The organism is Erythrobacter sp. (assembly GCA_019739335.1).
Lineage (GTDB): Bacteria > Pseudomonadota > Alphaproteobacteria > Sphingomonadales > Sphingomonadaceae > Alteraurantiacibacter.
Genome location: CP073261.1, coordinates 2,933,502 through 2,949,329 on the forward strand (window position 1 = coordinate 2,933,502; position 15,828 = coordinate 2,949,329).

Genomic DNA, 15,828 nt, shown 5'->3' on the forward strand with positions numbered 1-15,828 from the left:
CGGTGCGCTTTTCCATGATCGGCGTTACGACTTTTTCTCGTCGTCCACTTCGGTGAACTCGGCCTCGACAACATCTTCCTCCGGAGCGGAAGACGCATCGGCGCTGGCTGCCGCATCGGCAGCACCGGCACTGGCCGAAGCCTGGCTCGCTTCGTAGATCTGCTGACCCATCTTCATCGCGACATCGGTGAGCTTCTGGCTCTTTTCCTTCATCGCGTCGGTCTCGCCGCCTTCGAGCGCGGTCTTCGCCTCGGCAATCGCCGCTTCGATTTCGCCCTTCAGCCCGGCGTCGATCTTCTCGCCGTTCTCTTCCAGCTGCTTGCCGGTGGCATGGACCATCGAGTCGAGATTGTTGCGGACTTCGGCAGCCTCGCGGCGCTTCTTGTCCTCTTCGGCAAACTTCTCGGCATCGCGGACCATTTGCTCGATATCGGCATCGTTGAGACCACCCGAAGCCTGGATACGGATCTGCTGTTCCTTGCCGGTGCCCTTGTCCTTGGCGCTGACGTTGACGATGCCGTTGGCGTCGATGTCGAAGGTCACTTCCACCTGCGGCACGCCGCGCGGTGCAGGCGGAATGCCGACGAGATCGAACTGGCCGAGCATCTTGTTGTCCGCTGCCATTTCCCGCTCGCCCTGGAACACGCGGATGGTCACCGCATTCTGGTTGTCCTCGGCAGTGGAATAGACCTGCGCCTTCTTGGTCGGGATCGTGGTGTTGCGATCGATCATGCGGGTGAACACCCCGCCCAGCGTCTCGATGCCGAGCGAAAGCGGCGTGACGTCCAGCAGCAGCACATCCTTGACGTCACCCTGCAAGACGCCTGCCTGGATCGCCGCGCCCATCGCCACCACTTCATCGGGGTTGACGCCGGTATGCGGTTCCTTCCCGAAGAACTCCTTCACATGCTCGCGGACCTTCGGCATCCGGGTCATACCGCCCACCAGCACCACTTCGTCGATGTCCTTGGCGGTGAGACCGGCATCGGCGAGCGCCTTCTTCATCGGTTCCTTGGTGCGCTCGATCAGCTTGGCCACCATCTTTTCCAGATCCGACCGGGTGATCGTTTCCACCAGATGCAGCGGCGTTGTCGCGCCACCTTCCATGCGGGCGGTAATGAAGGGCAGGTTGATTTCGGTGGACTGCGCCGACGACAGCTCGATCTTGGCCTTTTCGGCGGCTTCCTTCAGCCGCTGGAGCGCCAGCTTGTCGGTCTTGAGGTCCATGTTTTCCTTCTTCTTGAAGGAATCCGCGAGATATTCGACCACGGCACTGTCGAAGTCCTCACCGCCGAGGAAAGTGTCCCCGTTGGTCGACTTCACCTCAAACACGCCGTCCCCGATCTCGAGGATCGAGACGTCGAAAGTGCCGCCGCCGAGGTCATAGACGGCGATGGTCTTGCCATCGTCCTTGTCGAGGCCATAGGCCAGCGCAGCCGCAGTCGGCTCGTTGATAATGCGCAGCACTTCGAGGCCCGCGATCTGCCCGGCGTCCTTGGTCGCCTGCCGCTGCGCGTCATTGAAGTATGCGGGAACGGTAATGACCGCCTGCGTCACGTTCTCACCCAGATAGCTCTCGGCGGTTTCCTTCATCTTCTGCAGGATGAAGGCGGAAATCTGGCTAGGCGAATAGTCTTCGCCACCGGCCTGCACCCAGGCATCGCCATTCTTGCCCTTGACGATGTGGTACGGAACCAGCTCGGTATCCTTCTTGGTCACCGGGTCATCGAAGCGGCGGCCGATCAGGCGCTTCACCGCGAAAATCGTGTTGTCGCCATTGGTCACCGCCTGGCGCTTCGCCGGCTGACCAATCAGGCGTTCGCCGTCCTTGGTAAAGGCGACGATCGACGGCGTGGTGCGCGCGCCTTCGGAATTTTCGATCACCTTGGGTTTGCCGCCTTCCATAACGGAGACGCAGCTGTTGGTGGTGCCAAGGTCGATACCGATAATCTTGCTCATGTATTCCCCACTCTCTCGATGTTGGACGCCGCACGTCGGCCTCCCGCCAGTTCGGCAAGGCCATTCGGCAGCTCTGAAAAAAGCTGTGTAACGGGGCCGGATATAGGTGCGCTTTTGCTTGGCACAAGACATGCCAGCCCCTAGAAAATCGGCGCCTCCCATCATGGGACCACAAGGGGAATAACATGAAGTCTCGTCAGGTTTTCGCCAGTCTTGCTACCGTTGGCATGGCCGTTCTGCTGGCATCGTGCGGGGGCGAGGCGGAAGCGCCGGTGGCCGAAGCGCCCGGCGATTGTCCGCCGGGGATTACGGTCACCGGTGGCTGGATGGCGCTGCCTGGCGTGGCGGGCAATCCGGGCGCGGTCTATTTCTCGATCGCCAACGATACCGATTCGCAGGTGACGATCCGCGCCGCCAGCGTGCTGGGCGCGGAAAGCGCGATGCTGCATGAGACCGCCACCTGGAGCAACGAAGTAGATATGCAGGAGCTGTTCCAGCAGCCCGTGGCGGCCGGTGAAACGATGCTGTTCGAACCGGGCGGCAAGCACGTGATGGCATTCGGCATGGGCGAAGGGGTGGAGCCGGGCGGCGAGACCGAAGTCACGCTGACCTTCGTCGGCGGCGACAAGTGTAGCTTCCCCGTTACCGCCTATCCGACGGGTCAGATGCCCGAGGGCAGCGCCGAATGAACACCGGCGCGGCGCTCGCCTGCCGCGTGGGCGGGGAGCGCCGCCTGAGTGCGGGCGAAGTGAAGCTCGCCCGCAGCATGTTCGGCGAGGCCATCGATTACGCGAAGGTGACGATCCGCCGCCGCAAGTGGGCCTTCTTCCAGCCGAAGAGAGTGACGATGGCCCCGCGCGGGCACCTTCATTTTCACCCGCTGGGCGATGTCTATTGCGACGATTTCGCCCATGCTCCGCTGCACCGGCAGGCGCTGTTCATCCATGAAATGACCCACGTCTGGCAAACCCAGACGCGCGGCGACTGGTATCTGGTGCTCAACCGCATGCCGTGGGCGCGCTACGACTACGCGCTGAAACCCGGTTGGAAACTGGAACAGTACGGCATCGAGCAGCAGGCCAAGATCGTCGAACACGCCTTCCTGCTGCGCAACGGCGCACGCTTGCCGGGGGTAGCGGACAAGGCGGCCTACGCCGCACTGGTGAATTTTCCGGGGGCAGCTTAGGCTGCGGCAAACGGGGAGACTTTCGACATGGATGAAGTGCGCGATTCGTTCCGGTCTTCGCTGGGGCGCTGGCTGGTGGGAACTTCTGCGGGACTGGGCACTCTGCTGCTCGGTTTGGCGGGGTTCGCGGTGATGGTCGGCTCGGCGGGCAACTATGGCCCTTACCCCCTCCTGCTAACCGCGTTGGCAGTGCTGATCGTCGGCTGGAAATGGCTCCAGGTGATGAGCGAGAGCTTTCAGATCACCGCCCAGCGGGTCATCGTCCGGCGGGGGATCATAATGAAGAGCGTCGACGAGATCGAATTGTATCGGATCAAGGACGTGCGGCTCGATTTCAGCCTGCTCAACCAGATGGCGGGTATCGGCAACCTGACGATTTCCTCCAGCGACGAAACCACCCGCAACGGCAAGCTATCGATGGCGCATATCGCCAAGGCGCAGGCTCGGCGGGAGGAAATTCGTCGGCTGGTCGATGCCGCGCGGCGTGAACGCGGGGTGCGCGAAATCGACATGGTCCACGAGGATTTCTGAAACTCTCCACAGGCGGCTTGTCGCAGTCGGTTTCAAATGATACCAATTGTCTATTGATCCGGGCGGCCCAACCCGCGCCCGGCGCGATGGTTCATCACATGCAGCTATCCGACTACGGCATGTCGCGCGAGCGCGGCTTCCTTTCGCATTACGAAATCGACGAAGTGACCCTCCCCGCGCGATTTGCCGAGGTAGTGGCGACGGCGGGAAATCTCTCCGGCCTGCTTTCCACCGGCCGCATCCGCCACTGGCTCGACCAGTTGGCCGATCCGGGACTGGAAGACTGGGCGCGCGAAGCTCCCGACGAGCAAGTGCGCACCGCGATGGTGCATTACTCCTTCCTGGTGCAGGCCTATGTCTGGGGCGAGCCAACGCCTCCCCCGCACCTTCCCACCAATCTCGCCCAGCCGATGGTAGCGATTGCCGACCGGCTCGATCAGGCACCGCTGCTCCCCTATTCGGCCTACGTGTTGGATAACTGGGCGCGGATCGACAAAACTGGTCCGATCATCCTCGAAAATATCCGCATGGTGCAGAACTTCCTCGGAGGCGCGGACGAGAACTGGTTCGTGATGATCCACGTTGCGATCGAAGCCGAGGCGGGCGTGTTGCTCGATAATGCTGCGCGATTGGTCAGTGTAGCGAAGCAAGGTGACACGGTGGAGGCAGAGCGGCTACTGATCGAAATGGATGCCGCGTGGGAGCGAATCTACACCCATTTCGCGCGGATGCCCGAGCGCTGCGATCCCTACGTCTATTTCCACCGCGTGCGCCCCTACATCCACGGCTGGGCGAACAATCCGGCGCTGGCGGGCGGCGGGATGATCTACGAGGGCGTGGAGAAATACGCCGGCAAGCCGCAAGCGCTGCGTGGGCAGACCGGCTCACAATCATCCATTGTTCCCGCGATGGATGCACTGTTCCAGGTCGGCCACAGCGACGATCCGCTCAAGCACTTCCTCGACGAATTGCACGCCTATCGTCCGGTGCAGCATCGCCGTTTTATCGAGGATCTGGCGGCACAATCGACCCTGCGGGAATTTGTCGCGGGCTCGGGTTCAGCCAGTCTGAAGGATGCCTTCAACGCCTGCCTCAACCAGTCCGCCCGCTTCCGCACCCGGCATCTGGAATATGCGGCAAGCTATATCAACAAGCAGGCAGGCAGCATCGCCGGCAACGATCCCGATGTGGGAACGGGCGGCACGCCGTTCATGCGCTACCTGAAAAAGCACCGGGACGAGAACGCGGCGCAACTGGTGGGCTGATGCGGGAAAGGGCCGCCTGTTAAGACGGCCCTTCTGGCGATCCTCGCACAGTCAGAAGTAGCGCGAGTATCTATCGTCGTAGCGGCAATCGTCATCGACATAGCGACGATTATCATAGTAGCCGTCGCACCGGTCATTTTTGTCCGACACATAGCCCACGACGGTGCCGATGGCGGCTCCGGCCAGCGCATAGGTGGTGAGATCCTCACCCGTGATGGCGGCCAGGCCCGCTCCGGCGGCAGCACCGGCCAAACCGCCTTCGACTGCGTAGTTTTCGGCGCAGGCGCCCAGCGAAAGCGAGGATGCAATCAGGGCGGGAGCCAGCAGCAGTTTCGTATTCATGGCAGTTCTCCAACAAATTACCCTGTTGTCAGGATGTTACGATTGAAGGTGTGGTGGGTTCCGCAATCCGGAGATACGCGACAGCTCATCGGGCTATCTTGCATGATGGACAAAGGCAGCGGATAACTGTCCTCAAGGAGAGCCACCATGCCGCACACTGTCGATCATACCGCGATACTGGAGCGCTACGCAGACGCGCGCGGCGGGGTGCACAACATCTGGGACACGATCGACCCGGCGAAGACTGCGCACCTGGTTGTCGATATGCAAAGCGGCTTCATGGAGCCGGGCGCTCCCGTTGAAGTCCCTGCCGCCCGCGATGTGGTGGAGGAAATCAACCGCCTGAGCCGCGCGGTTCGCCTTGCTGGTGGCACGAATGTCTTCCTTCGTTTCACCACGCCCGATCCGCATGGACCCGCGGCATGGCCGGTGTTTGCCGAGCGGATGGGTGGAGGCATCGCCGCGCACCGCGCCGCTTTCACTAAGGGCGCCCATTATTGGCAATTGTGGCCTACGCTGGACGTGGCCGAGCAGGACGTGATGGTCGACAAGCACCGCTTCAGCGGCTTTACGCCGGGCACCAGCACGCTCGATGCCGAACTCAAGGCGCGCGGGATCGACACGCTGATCATCAGCGGCACGCTGACCAATTGCTGCTGCGAAAGCACCGCGCGCGATGCAATGCAGATGAATTACAAGGTGATCGTCGCCGCCGATGCCTGCGCGGCGCTAAGCGACGAGGCGCACGCCGGGACGCTCGATAGCATGGCGCTGATATTTGCCGACCTGCGCAGCGTGGCGGAGCTGGAAGGGATGCTCGCCCTCCAACCCGCGCTCGCCTGAGACCTACTCCGGCTTCTTCGCCACCGCCACCATGCTCGGTCGCAGCAGCCGGTCACGGATCATGTAGCCGGCCTGCATTTCCTGAATGATGGTGCCCGGCTCGGCATCGTCGGAGGGAATTTCCAGCATCGCCTGGTGCTGGTTGGGATCGAGCGGCATGCCCAGGGCAGCAATGCGGCTGATGCCGTGGAGGGCGAAGGCCTTTTCCATTTCGCGCTGGGTTGCCTCGATCCCGGCCACGAGTCCCTTGAACTTTTCGTCGTCTCGCAGTTCCTGCGGCACAGCGTCGATCGCGCGAGTGAGATTGTCGGCGATGCTTAGTATATCGCGGGCAAAGCCTGTGGCGGCATAAGTGCGCGCATCGGCAATGTCCTTTTCCATCCGGCGGCGCACGTTCTGCGTTTCGGCCTTGGCATAGAGCACTTCCTGCTTCGCCGCTTCCAGATCGCCGCGCAGCAGTTCGAGCGCGTCCTCCTCGGACTCGCCATCGCCATCGCCATCGTCGAGAAATTCCTCGGGCACGCCTTCCAGTTCCTTTGCGATCGCTTCGTCGCGATCCTTACCGTTGTCTGTCATTTCTGCCTGTCTAACCGATTCGTTTGCCCAGGGATCGGGCAGTGAAATCCACCATGGGAACGACTCGCGCGTAATTCAACCGCGTCGGCCCAATCACCCCCAGCACGCCGACCACCTTTCCTTCACGGTCGCGGTAGGGCGCGGCAATCACCGACGAACCGCTGAGCGCGAACAGCCGGTTCTCCGCGCCGATGAAAATCCGCGTCGATTCCGCCTCGCGCGCCGAGTCCAAGAGTTCGGCAACCGATTGCTTGTTTTCCAAGTCATCCAGCAGCAACCGCACCCGTTCAATATCGTTGAGCGCATTGTCATCGAGCAAGTTGGCCTGCCCGCGCACAATCAGCACCGGACGCTGGCCTGCGTCCTGACTCCAGACTGCAATCCCGGCTTCGACCAGCCGCGCAGAGATTGCATCAAGCGTGCTCTCTCCAGAGGCGATTTCAGCGCGCATTGCCTGCGCTGCTTCGGCCAGTGTGCGGCCTGAAAGCCTTGCCGTGATGTAATTACCCGCTTCGTTCAGCGAACTGGCTGAGACTCCCTCGCCCAGTTCTAGCACGCGATTCTCGACGTGCCCGTCTTCCCCCACCAGCACTGCCAGCGCGCGCGTGTTGTCCAGCGGAATCAAGCGCAATTGCGCCAGTCGGGGCTCGCGGCGGGGGACCATCACCATGCCCGCCGCGCCGGAAATGTCGGAGAGGATGGCACTGGTCTTCTCCAGCGCCGCCTCGATCGGGCCAGGAGCGGACAATTGCGCCTCGATGGCGGCACGCTCCTGCAAAGTGGGCTCCGCTACCTGCATGATCCCGTCCACGAACAGCCGCAAGCCAAGGTCGGTCGGCATACGCCCGGCGCTGGTATGCGGCGCGGCGAGCAGGCCGAGCTGCTCCAGGTCACTGAGAACGCTGCGGATCGAGGCAGGCGAAAGGTTCAGCCCACCCTGCTGCGCCAGGACCTTCGAGCCGACCGGCTGCCCGCTCGCGAGATAATCCTCCACCACCAGCCGGAAGATATCCCGCGCCCGGGCGGTCAGTTCGGTAATCGGTGGGGAAGCCATGACAGCGGCCACACTACCCGCTAGGGGCGCTCACGCAACCTCTTGGAGATTCCCATGCGACCTTCCGGCCGTGCGCCCGACGAAATGCGCGCCATCAGCATCGAAACCGGCTTCAGCAAGCACGCCGAAGGGTCCTGCCTCATCAGCTTCGGCGATACGCGGGTGCTGTGCACCGCGAGCGTCGAGCGCAATGTGCCGCCGTGGCTGCGCGGCAAGGGCACCGGCTGGGTGACCGGCGAATATTCGATGCTCCCCCGCGCCACCCATACGCGCGGCAGCCGGGAAGCGGCGAAGGGCAAGCAGAGCGGGCGGACGCAGGAAATCCAGCGACTTATCGGGCGTTCCTTGCGCGCAGTCGTCGATCTTGAGAAGTTGGGCGAACGGCAGATCACGCTCGATTGCGACGTGATCCAGGCCGATGGCGGCACCCGCACGGCCTCGATTTCCGGCGCGTGGGTGGCCCTGCGGATCGCGGTCAACAAGCTGCTCGCCGAGGGCCAAATCAAGGCCGATCCGATCACTGCCAAGATCGCCGCGATCTCCTGCGGCATCCATCAGGGCACCCCGGTGCTCGATCTCGATTACATCGAGGATTCGGCTGCCGATGCCGACGCCAATTTCGTGCTGATCGAAGGCGGCCAGATCGCCGAAGTGCAGGCGACTGCCGAGGGTGCGACCTATGACGAGGAAGCCCTGCTGCGGCTGCTGCGATTGGCGCAGATGGGCTGTGGGGAAATCTTCCGGGCGCAGGAAGCGGCGGTAAAATGACGCGCAGGCTGGGTTCCGGCAAGCTCGTCATCGCGACGCACAACGCGGGCAAGCTGAAGGAAATCAGTGCATTGCTGGCTCCTTACAGGCTCGATTGCCTGTCAGCGGGATCGCTCGGTCTTCCTGAGCCTGCCGAGACGGGCAAGACGTTCGTCGAGAATGCGCTGATCAAGGCTCGCGCGGCGGCGGAGGCTTCGGGGCTGCCCGCGCTGGCGGATGACAGCGGATTGTCGGTGGCGGCTCTCGACGGGCGGCCGGGGGTCTACACCGCAGACTGGGCGGCGCGGCAGTGGTTCGAAGGGGCACCGGGGCGCGACTGGTACATGGCGATGGGCAAGGTCGAGGGGATGCTGCATGCCATCGGCCCCGATGTTCCGCGCGATGCGTGGTTTTCCTGCGTGCTCGCGCTGGCCTGGCCCGATGGCGAGCACGCGATCTACGAGGGCCGGGTCGATGGAACGCTGACCTGGCCGCCGCGCGGGGAAATGGGTTTTGGTTATGACCCGGTGTTCATTCCCGCTGGTAGCGCGTTGACTTTTGCGGAGATTCCGCCGCAAGAGAAGCACGCGGTCAGCCACCGCGCCGATGCCTTTGCCAAGCTGGTGGCAGATCAGTTCTCAACTTAAAATACCTGCCGATCATAGACATTCCCGGCAGGCCAATAGCGGCAGACGAGGAAATCGTTGCCCCCGCCCCGCGCCACCGCGCAGCCGACTTCCTGCGTCTCGCGCCAGACGACCTGCGTATAATGCCCGACATCGTTCCACCGCCCGGTGGTGGAAACCTGCGGGAAGGTGCCCCCCCGGAACATCCGCCGCTCATCGACAAAGGCACCGATCATCACCTCCGGGCCATAATAACCTGCGGAACCCATCCACAGGTTTTCGCCCGCGCCGCGGCGGCCTTCCTGCGTCGAATGCTCCATCCGTCCGCGCCTGGCGAGTTCCTCGGCCCAATCCTGCGCCTCGCTAGCCAGTCGGTTGCTCCAGGCGAGCCGGGGCACTCCCACATCGTCACGGGCATGATTGTGTTCTTGGAGCAGGCGCATTGCGAAGGGGTTGATGCCTTCACCATCCTGCGCGAGCAAAGGTGTTGCAGCCGCCGCTGCGAGCGCACAAATCGCCAGTACCCTGCCTTTTCCCATGTCTGCACCTTGACTTGGCCGCGTTAACGGAGACTGAAAGCGGGGATGGCTCGCGCGCTTTATATCCATTGGCCGTTCTGTCTCGCAAAGTGTCCCTATTGCGATTTCAATTCGCATGTCCGGGAGCGAGTGGAAGTCGCTCTGTGGCAGCAGGCCTTGCTGGCGGACCTGCGGCATGAGGCGGAACTGGCTGGTGGCGAACCACTTCAATCGGTGTTCTTTGGTGGCGGAACGCCATCGCTCATGCCGCCGGCATTGGTGGACGCGCTGTTGCAAGACGCTGAAAAGCTGTGGGGTTTTGCGCCGGAGATCGAGATCACGCTGGAGGCCAATCCGTCTTCAGTCGAAGCCGCCAATTTCGCGGGACTGGCCGCCGCCGGCGTCAATCGGGTGTCGTTGGGGCTGCAATCGCTGGATGATGAAGCACTGCGGTTTCTCGGACGGTTGCACGGGGTCAAAGAAGGGCTGGCTGCGCTAAAGACGGGTCAAGCGGTCTTCAAACGGGTCAGTTTCGACCTGATCTACGCCCTGCCCGGCCAAACCCCCGCAGCTTGGGAAGCGCAGCTGCGGCAGGCCCTCGATTTCGGCACCGGACACCTTTCGCTTTACCAGTTGACCATCGAGCCGGGCACCCGGTTTGCCAGCGATGTGCGGCGCGGTGACTTCACGCCGTTGGACGATGACGCGGCGGCGGACCTGTTCACGCTCACACGCGAAGTTACGGCGGCTGCGGGGTTGCCAGCCTACGAGATCAGCAACCACGCGCGTCTTGGCGAGGAAAGCCGGCACAATCTCACCTATTGGCGCTACGAGGACTACATCGGCATCGGCCCAGGTGCGCATGGGCGGCGCGGTGGTTTTGCGACCGTGCGGCACAAGAAGCCGGAGAACTGGCTGGCGGCTGTCGAGCGCAACGGCAGCGGTGTGAAGGAGGAGCGCGCGCTCGGTCTGTCCGAACAGGCATCCGAGGCGCTGCTGATGGGCTTGCGGTTGCGTGAGGGGATCGATCTCTCCGCACTCTCTACAAGGTTCGGTCTGCGAGCCGATGCGCTGCTCGACCCGCGCCAGATTGCCCGCCATGCCGAGCTTGGTTTCGTCTGGCAGGCGGGCGAAAGGGTGGGAGTAACCGAGGCAGGAATGCCCCTGCTCGATGCGCTTCTTCCGAAGCTCGTGGCGGACGGACTGGTGAGCGCGTGAGCGAAACTGCCGATCTGCTCGAACAATGGCAGCAGCACCTTGCACTGGCGCAACGCCGTTCGCCGCATACTGTTCGTGCCTACGTCGCTACGGCGGCGCGGCTCTTGTCACGGCTTGACATCACCGACTGGCAGGGGGTCTCTGCGATCGGCACCCGCGACCTTCGTGGGCATCTCGCCGCTCGCAGGGCTGAAGGGATCGGTAACGCTAGCGCCGCACGCGAGTTATCGGCGCTCAAAGGGCTGATCGCCTTCGCCAATGAACAGACGGGAGCCGAGCCGGGAGCGGCTCCCCGCCTGCGCGGCCCCCGGATCAAGAAGGGCCTGCCCCGCCCCATTACCCCGGACGAAGCGAGCAACATGGTCGCCGAGGTCGCCGAAAGCCCGGAGGAGGAATGGATCGGCCTTCGCGATGCCGCCGTGCTCCTGCTGATGTACGGTGGCGGGCTGCGGATTGCCGAGGCGCTGTCATTGAAGGCGCGCGATTTGCCACTGTGCGAAACGCTCGTGGTCACCGGCAAGGGCAACAAGCAACGTGTCGTTCCGCTGCTGCCGATCGTCCGCGATGCGGTGGCGCGCTATACCCTTGCATGCCCCTGGCCGCTGGCTGGCGATACCGCGCTTTTCCGCGGGGCAAAGGGCGGCCCGCTGGGGCAAGGCATGGTGCAAAAGGCGATGGCGAGGGCGCGACGGGCGCTCGGCCTTCCAGACACCGCCACTCCGCACGCCTTACGGCATAGCTTTGCCACTCATCTGCTCAGTGCAGGAGCGGACTTGCGCAGCTTACAGGAGCTACTCGGCCACGCGAGCCTTGGGTCAACGCAAATCTACACGCAGGTCGATGCGGCGAAGATGCTGGATGCCTACCGCTCCGCCCATCCGCGCGAGAACACCTAATCGGGCTTTCGCTGCGCGCGCGGCACCCAGGTGAGCACCCGCCAAAGATAGGCGATCACTGTCAGGACTACCAACCCGATGATGACCCAGCCAAGAACGTCCTGCGAATCCTGCAGGTAATGCCCCAGCCACTGGCCGCCCAGGATCAGCAGGGCGTTCCAGATCAGCGATCCGGCGAAAGTAAAACCAAGGAACTTCAGCTTGGGCATATGCGCCAATCCCGCTGGGAGCGAGATGATCGTCCGCAGGAACGGCGAGAAGCGCAGTAAGAATACCACCCAGTGTCCACGCCGGATGAAGAACAGCTGCGCGGCAGCGATATGCTCCCAGTCGAGCGTCAGCCAGCGACCCCAGCGCTCGATGATGGGTTCGAGCCGTCGATAGCCGAAGCTATCGCCCAGCCAGTACCACGCATAGTTGCCCACCGTGGTGCCCAAGGTGCCGATCAACAGCAATGGCCAGAAATCCATCGTCCCGCGCTGCACCAGCAGCCCGCCGATGCCCATGATGACTTCGCTCGGTACCGGGGGGATGACGTTTTCGAGCACCATCAGCAGGAAGATGCCGAAATACCCTCCCTGCTCGATCAGGTTGATGATGAATTCGTCCATGAAGGAGATAACGCGCCGATGTGATCTTGGTTCACTTCACATCGCGGCGTGGCGGCGTTCCAGCGCGTCCCAGATCAAGCCAGGCGTGTCGGTGCCGTTGAACGCGTCGATTGACATGATGCCGGTCGGGCTGGTGACGTTGATCTCGGTCAGCCATTCGCCGCCGATCACGTCGATGCCCACGAAAGTCAGCCCGCGCCGCTTCAGGTCCGGGCCCATTGCCGCGCAGATTTCCTCTTCGCGCGCGGTCAGCGTGGTCGCTTCGGCAGAGCCGCCCTGCGCGAGGTTGGAGCGGAATTCGCCTGCCCCCGGTCGCCGGTTGATTGCGCCGGCCACCTCGCCATCCACCAGGACGATCCGTTTGTCCCCCTCGGCGACGCTGGGAAGGAACGGCTGCACCATGTGGGGTTCGGGCCAGGTCTGGTTGAACACCTCGAACAGCGCGGAGATGTTGGTGCCCTCTTCGTCGATGCGGAAGATCGCCTTGCCGCCGTTCCCATGCAGCGGCTTCACCACGATTGCACCATGTTGGCGCTGGAACTCGCGCACGTCGTCGAGCACGCGGGTAACCAGCGTCGGCGGCATGAAATGCGCGTAATCGAGGACGTACATTTTCTCTGGCGCGTTGATGACCTCGCGCGGATCGTTGCTGACGAGCGTGGTGCCCTCCAGCCGGTCGAGCAGCAGCGCGGCGGTGATATAGCCGAGGTGGAACGGCGGATCCTGCCGCATCAGCACCACATCGATATCGGCGCCGAGATCAATGCGGCGAAGTTCACCGGCCGTGAAATGATTGCCCAGCACGCGCTGCACGGTGACGGGCCGCGCCCATGCCGTCACCCTGCCATCGTGCCAGCCCAGCGTGTTGACGTCATAATGCCAGAGCGAATGCCCGCGCGCCTGCGCCGCCTCCATCAGCGCAAAGCTGGAGTCCCCGGCGATCTTGATGGTCTCGAGCGGGTCCATCTGGACGGCAACGCGAAGTGACATGCTATTTCCTCAAGGCATCCAGGCGTTCTCGATGTGGCGAGGCTCTGCGCCGGGTGCAAGGAGGATCACGTCGACGCGCAAATCTTCGCCATTCTTCGCGTAGTCGTGCGCCACCGCCTCGGCAGCGGCGGCCACGCGGCGGAGGCGGTATTCGTCGATGGCGAAATCGAGATCAGCGGCCTTGGCGCGCCATTTAACTTCGACAAAGGCAATCAGGTTTTCCCGCCGCGCGATCAGGTCGATCTCGCCGCCCTTGATCTTGACCCGGCGTGCGAGCAATTCCCAGCCTTGCCCAGCCAACCATTCGGCGGCGTCATCCTCGGCGCTGCGTCCACGCGCTTCGGCCTGCTGGCGCTTCATTGGCCCTTGATCTCCATCGCCAGAGCATAAAGCGCCTTGCGATCCAGCCCGGTGACCTTGGCAACCTGCGCTACGGCCTTGGAGGCCTTTTCTGTCACCAGCAGTTCGCGCAACATCGCTTCGGCATCGGCATCGCTGGCCTGTTCTTCCGGCGGAGGACCGACCAGCAGCACGATCTCGCCCCTGGGCGGGTGCGCAGTGTAATGCGCGGTGATCTCGACAGGACTGCCAGTGCGGCATTCCTCGTAAATCTTTGTCAATTCGCGCGCCACCGCCACTTCGCGGCCGGGCAGCACTTCGTCGATGGCCGCGAGGCTCTTGGTCAGGCGCGGGGCGGTTTCGAAGAAGATCAGGGTGCTGCGGATGGGAGCAAGTTCCTCCAGCATTTCGCGCCGTGCCTTGTCCTTGCTAGGCAGGAACCCGGCGAACAGGAAGCGATCGTTGGGCAGGCCGGATAGCGCCAGCGCGGTAAGCGGTGCATTGGCTCCCGGCAGCGCGGTAATCGGAATTCCCGCGGCCTTTGCGTCCCTTACCAGTCGATAGCCGGGATCGGACACCAGGGGCATTCCCGCATCGCTGACCAGCACCACCGCCTGATCGCGCATCGAATCGAGCAGGCGCGCCCGGTCACTGGCCGAAGCGTGATCGTCATAGCGCCAGAGCGGTTTGGAAATTCCCAGATGTCGCAACAGCTTACCCGTCACTCGCGTATCCTCGCAGGCAATCCCGCTACACCGCGAAAGCGTCTCGATTGCCCGCATGGTGATGTCGCCAAGATTGCCAATCGGGGTGGCGACTATATAGAGGCCGGGATGAAGGGGAGCGCCATCGTCTGTCACGCGCGCACCCTTGGACCAGTATGAGCGGAGACGGCAAGCATGTTCGGTAATTGGAAGCGCCTGCTGGTAGCGGGCTTGGGCTCTATGCTTTTGGCGGGCTGCGCGGTGATACCGGGCGGCGATGCCGGGCCGATGGATAGTGGGTCGGCGGCCGGTCCGGCCCCGGTCAATGTTCCGAGCGCCGACGTGCTGCCCACGGATGACGGCCGCCACCGCGTCGCGCTGCTGGTGCCGCTGTCCGGCACCAATGCCGATGTCGGCCAGTCGATCGCCAATGCCACCACGATGGCATTGCTCGATACCGGGGCGCAGAACCTTCGGATCACCACTTATGACACCAATGGGGGAGCCGGCGCCGCAGCAAGCCGCGCGGTTTCCGACGGCAACCGCCTGATCCTCGGCCCGCTCCAGCGCGACGACGTCGGCGCGGTGCTGGCGCAGGCGCGCCCGGCGGATGTCCCGCTGATTACATTTTCGAACGATACCACCGCCGCGCGCAGCGACGTTTTCGTCATGGGGCATATTCCGGAACAGTCTGTTGAGCGCGCAGCGCAATTCGCGATGGCTCAGGGCGCGCGCAATTTCGCCGCGCTGGCCCCGCGCGGGGATTACGGCAGCCGCGCGCTGGCTTCACTGGAAGCGAGTGTTGCGGCGGGTGGCGGACGCGTGGTGGCGGTGGAACGCTATGATCGCACCGGCACTTCGATTGTCGGTGCGGCAGATCGACTGCGCGCGGCGGGCGGTTACGATACGGTGCTGATTGCTGACAGCGCCGATCTCGCAGTGCAGGCTACCCTGCGACTGAAGGACGCGGGAGATGCCTTGCCTTCGATCATCGGCACCGAGTTGTGGAGCCGCGAAGATGCATTGACCCGCAGCAGCGTGATGCGCGGGGCATGGTTTGCCGCCGTGGCGGACGAAAGATATCGGCAGTTCGCGGAAAGCTATTCGTCGCGCTTCGGCAACGAGCCCTATCGCATCGCCACGCTGGGATACGACGCGGTGCTGTTGACCCTGCGGATGACCCGCGATTGGGAGCCTGGTCGACGACTGCCGGCAGGCTTGCTGACCGGCGAAGGCGGCTTCCTTGGCCTCGACGGGCCGGTCCGCTTCCTCGACAACGGCCTCGGCCAGCGTGCTTTCGAAGTGCGGCAGATCGGGAATGGCGTGTTTACCGTGGTCGACCCGGCACCAACAGGCTTCTGAGCGCGGATAAATTCCCCGCCCCGCTTGAAGGCATGGAATCCGCGCGCCTATAGCCTGCTCC

The 15,828-nt window shown here is 63.4% G+C and carries 19 protein-coding genes; 10 read left to right on the plus strand and 9 right to left on the minus strand.

The genetic code is table 11. The annotated features are described in order from the left end of the window. Window positions 1–24 precede the first annotated feature (24 nt). Window positions 25–1,959, minus strand: coding sequence for a molecular chaperone DnaK (gene dnaK, locus JY451_14360; GenBank protein QZH74813.1), 1,935 nt, complete (start codon window positions 1,957–1,959; stop codon window positions 25–27). A 185-nt stretch (window positions 1,960–2,144) separates the two neighbouring features. On the opposite strand from dnaK, the gene JY451_14365 reads away from it, so the two are divergent. The 4 genes from JY451_14365 to JY451_14380 all read left to right on the plus strand — a co-directional run bounded on the left by JY451_14365 (window position 2,145) and on the right by JY451_14380 (window position 4,941). After that, on the plus strand, window positions 2,145–2,648 hold the full coding sequence (locus tag JY451_14365; protein QZH74814.1) for a copper chaperone PCu(A)C: 504 nt from the start codon (window positions 2,145–2,147) through the stop codon (window positions 2,646–2,648). Then, a complete protein-coding gene (locus JY451_14370; GenBank protein QZH74815.1) occupies window positions 2,645–3,145 on the plus strand; it encodes a vgr related protein in 501 nt (166 codons plus the stop codon). Before JY451_14365 ends, JY451_14370 begins: the two co-directional genes overlap by 4 nt. Window positions 3,146–3,172: 27 nt before the next feature. Then, complete coding sequence (locus tag JY451_14375) at window positions 3,173–3,676, plus strand: PH domain-containing protein (protein QZH74816.1); 504 nt, start codon at window positions 3,173–3,175, stop codon at window positions 3,674–3,676. 98 nt (window positions 3,677–3,774) lie between these two features. Further along, complete coding sequence (locus JY451_14380) at window positions 3,775–4,941, plus strand: indoleamine 2,3-dioxygenase (GenBank protein ID QZH76748.1); 1,167 nt, start codon at window positions 3,775–3,777, stop codon at window positions 4,939–4,941. Window positions 4,942–4,992: 51 nt separating this feature from the next. Here the strand turns inward: JY451_14380 and JY451_14385 are convergent, their stop codons facing one another. Further along, a complete protein-coding gene (locus JY451_14385) occupies window positions 4,993–5,283 on the minus strand; it encodes a hypothetical protein (GenBank protein ID QZH74817.1) in 291 nt (96 codons plus the stop codon). Window positions 5,284–5,430: 147 nt separating this feature from the next. Here JY451_14385 and JY451_14390 point away from each other — a divergent pair, with 147 nt between their 5' ends. Beyond that, window positions 5,431–6,126 carry a cysteine hydrolase gene (locus JY451_14390; GenBank protein ID QZH74818.1) on the plus strand — a complete coding sequence of 232 codons (696 nt, stop codon included), beginning with the start codon at window positions 5,431–5,433 and terminating at the stop codon, window positions 6,124–6,126. A 3-nt stretch (window positions 6,127–6,129) separates the two neighbouring features. Here JY451_14390 and grpE read toward each other — a convergent pair whose 3' ends face one another. Together grpE and hrcA are read right to left on the minus strand one after the other, a co-directional pair. Then, window positions 6,130–6,702, minus strand: coding sequence for a nucleotide exchange factor GrpE (gene grpE / locus JY451_14395; GenBank protein QZH74819.1), 573 nt, complete (start codon window positions 6,700–6,702; stop codon window positions 6,130–6,132). Window positions 6,703–6,712: 10 nt separating this feature from the next. Then, a complete protein-coding gene (hrcA, locus tag JY451_14400) occupies window positions 6,713–7,756 on the minus strand; it encodes a heat-inducible transcriptional repressor HrcA (GenBank protein ID QZH74820.1) in 1,044 nt (347 codons plus the stop codon). Window positions 7,757–7,810: 54 nt separating this feature from the next. Here hrcA and rph point away from each other — a divergent pair, with 54 nt between their 5' ends. Both rph and rdgB read left to right on the plus strand, forming a co-directional pair. Then, entirely contained in the window at window positions 7,811–8,524 is a 714-nt protein-coding gene (gene rph / locus JY451_14405; protein ID QZH74821.1) for a ribonuclease PH, read from the plus strand. Next, entirely contained in the window at window positions 8,521–9,150 is a 630-nt protein-coding gene (gene rdgB / locus JY451_14410; protein ID QZH74822.1) for an RdgB/HAM1 family non-canonical purine NTP pyrophosphatase, read from the plus strand. Before rph ends, rdgB begins: the two co-directional genes overlap by 4 nt. Here the strand turns inward: rdgB and JY451_14415 are convergent. After that, window positions 9,147–9,668: an SCP-like extracellular gene (locus tag JY451_14415; GenBank protein QZH74823.1), complete on the minus strand. Its 522-nt coding sequence runs from the start codon at window positions 9,666–9,668 to the stop codon at window positions 9,147–9,149. The two genes, rdgB and JY451_14415, sit on opposite strands and share 4 nt — an antisense overlap. Window positions 9,669–9,713: 45 nt before the next feature. On the opposite strand from JY451_14415, the gene JY451_14420 reads away from it, so the two are divergent. Both JY451_14420 and JY451_14425 read left to right on the plus strand, forming a co-directional pair. Next, window positions 9,714–10,865, plus strand: coding sequence for a coproporphyrinogen III oxidase (locus tag JY451_14420; protein QZH74824.1), 1,152 nt, complete (start codon window positions 9,714–9,716; stop codon window positions 10,863–10,865). Next, window positions 10,862–11,761 carry a tyrosine recombinase XerC gene (locus tag JY451_14425; GenBank protein ID QZH74825.1) on the plus strand — a complete coding sequence of 300 codons (900 nt, stop codon included), beginning with the start codon at window positions 10,862–10,864 and terminating at the stop codon, window positions 11,759–11,761. The genes JY451_14420 and JY451_14425 overlap by 4 nt, the downstream gene beginning before the upstream one ends. Here JY451_14425 and JY451_14430 read toward each other — a convergent pair. From JY451_14430 to rsmI, 4 genes are read right to left on the minus strand one after another with little or no spacing between them, the layout of a single operon-like run. Further along, a complete protein-coding gene (locus JY451_14430) occupies window positions 11,758–12,372 on the minus strand; it encodes a DedA family protein (GenBank protein ID QZH74826.1) in 615 nt (204 codons plus the stop codon). The two genes, JY451_14425 and JY451_14430, sit on opposite strands and share 4 nt — an antisense overlap. A 36-nt stretch (window positions 12,373–12,408) precedes the next feature. Beyond that, complete coding sequence (gene gshB, locus JY451_14435) at window positions 12,409–13,362, minus strand: glutathione synthase (protein QZH74827.1); 954 nt, start codon at window positions 13,360–13,362, stop codon at window positions 12,409–12,411. A gap of 9 nt (window positions 13,363–13,371) precedes the next feature. Then, window positions 13,372–13,722: a YraN family protein gene (locus JY451_14440; protein ID QZH74828.1), complete on the minus strand. Its 351-nt coding sequence runs from the start codon at window positions 13,720–13,722 to the stop codon at window positions 13,372–13,374. Further along, a complete protein-coding gene (rsmI, locus tag JY451_14445) occupies window positions 13,719–14,483 on the minus strand; it encodes a 16S rRNA (cytidine(1402)-2'-O)-methyltransferase (protein ID QZH76749.1) in 765 nt (254 codons plus the stop codon). The genes JY451_14440 and rsmI overlap by 4 nt, the downstream gene beginning before the upstream one ends. 117 nt (window positions 14,484–14,600) lie before the next feature. Here rsmI and JY451_14450 point away from each other — a divergent pair, with 117 nt between their 5' ends. Next, the gene (locus tag JY451_14450; protein QZH74829.1) at window positions 14,601–15,767 is read left to right on the plus strand and encodes a penicillin-binding protein activator; all 1,167 of its coding nucleotides are present in this window, start codon (window positions 14,601–14,603) and stop codon (window positions 15,765–15,767) included. Window positions 15,768–15,828 lie beyond the last annotated feature (61 nt).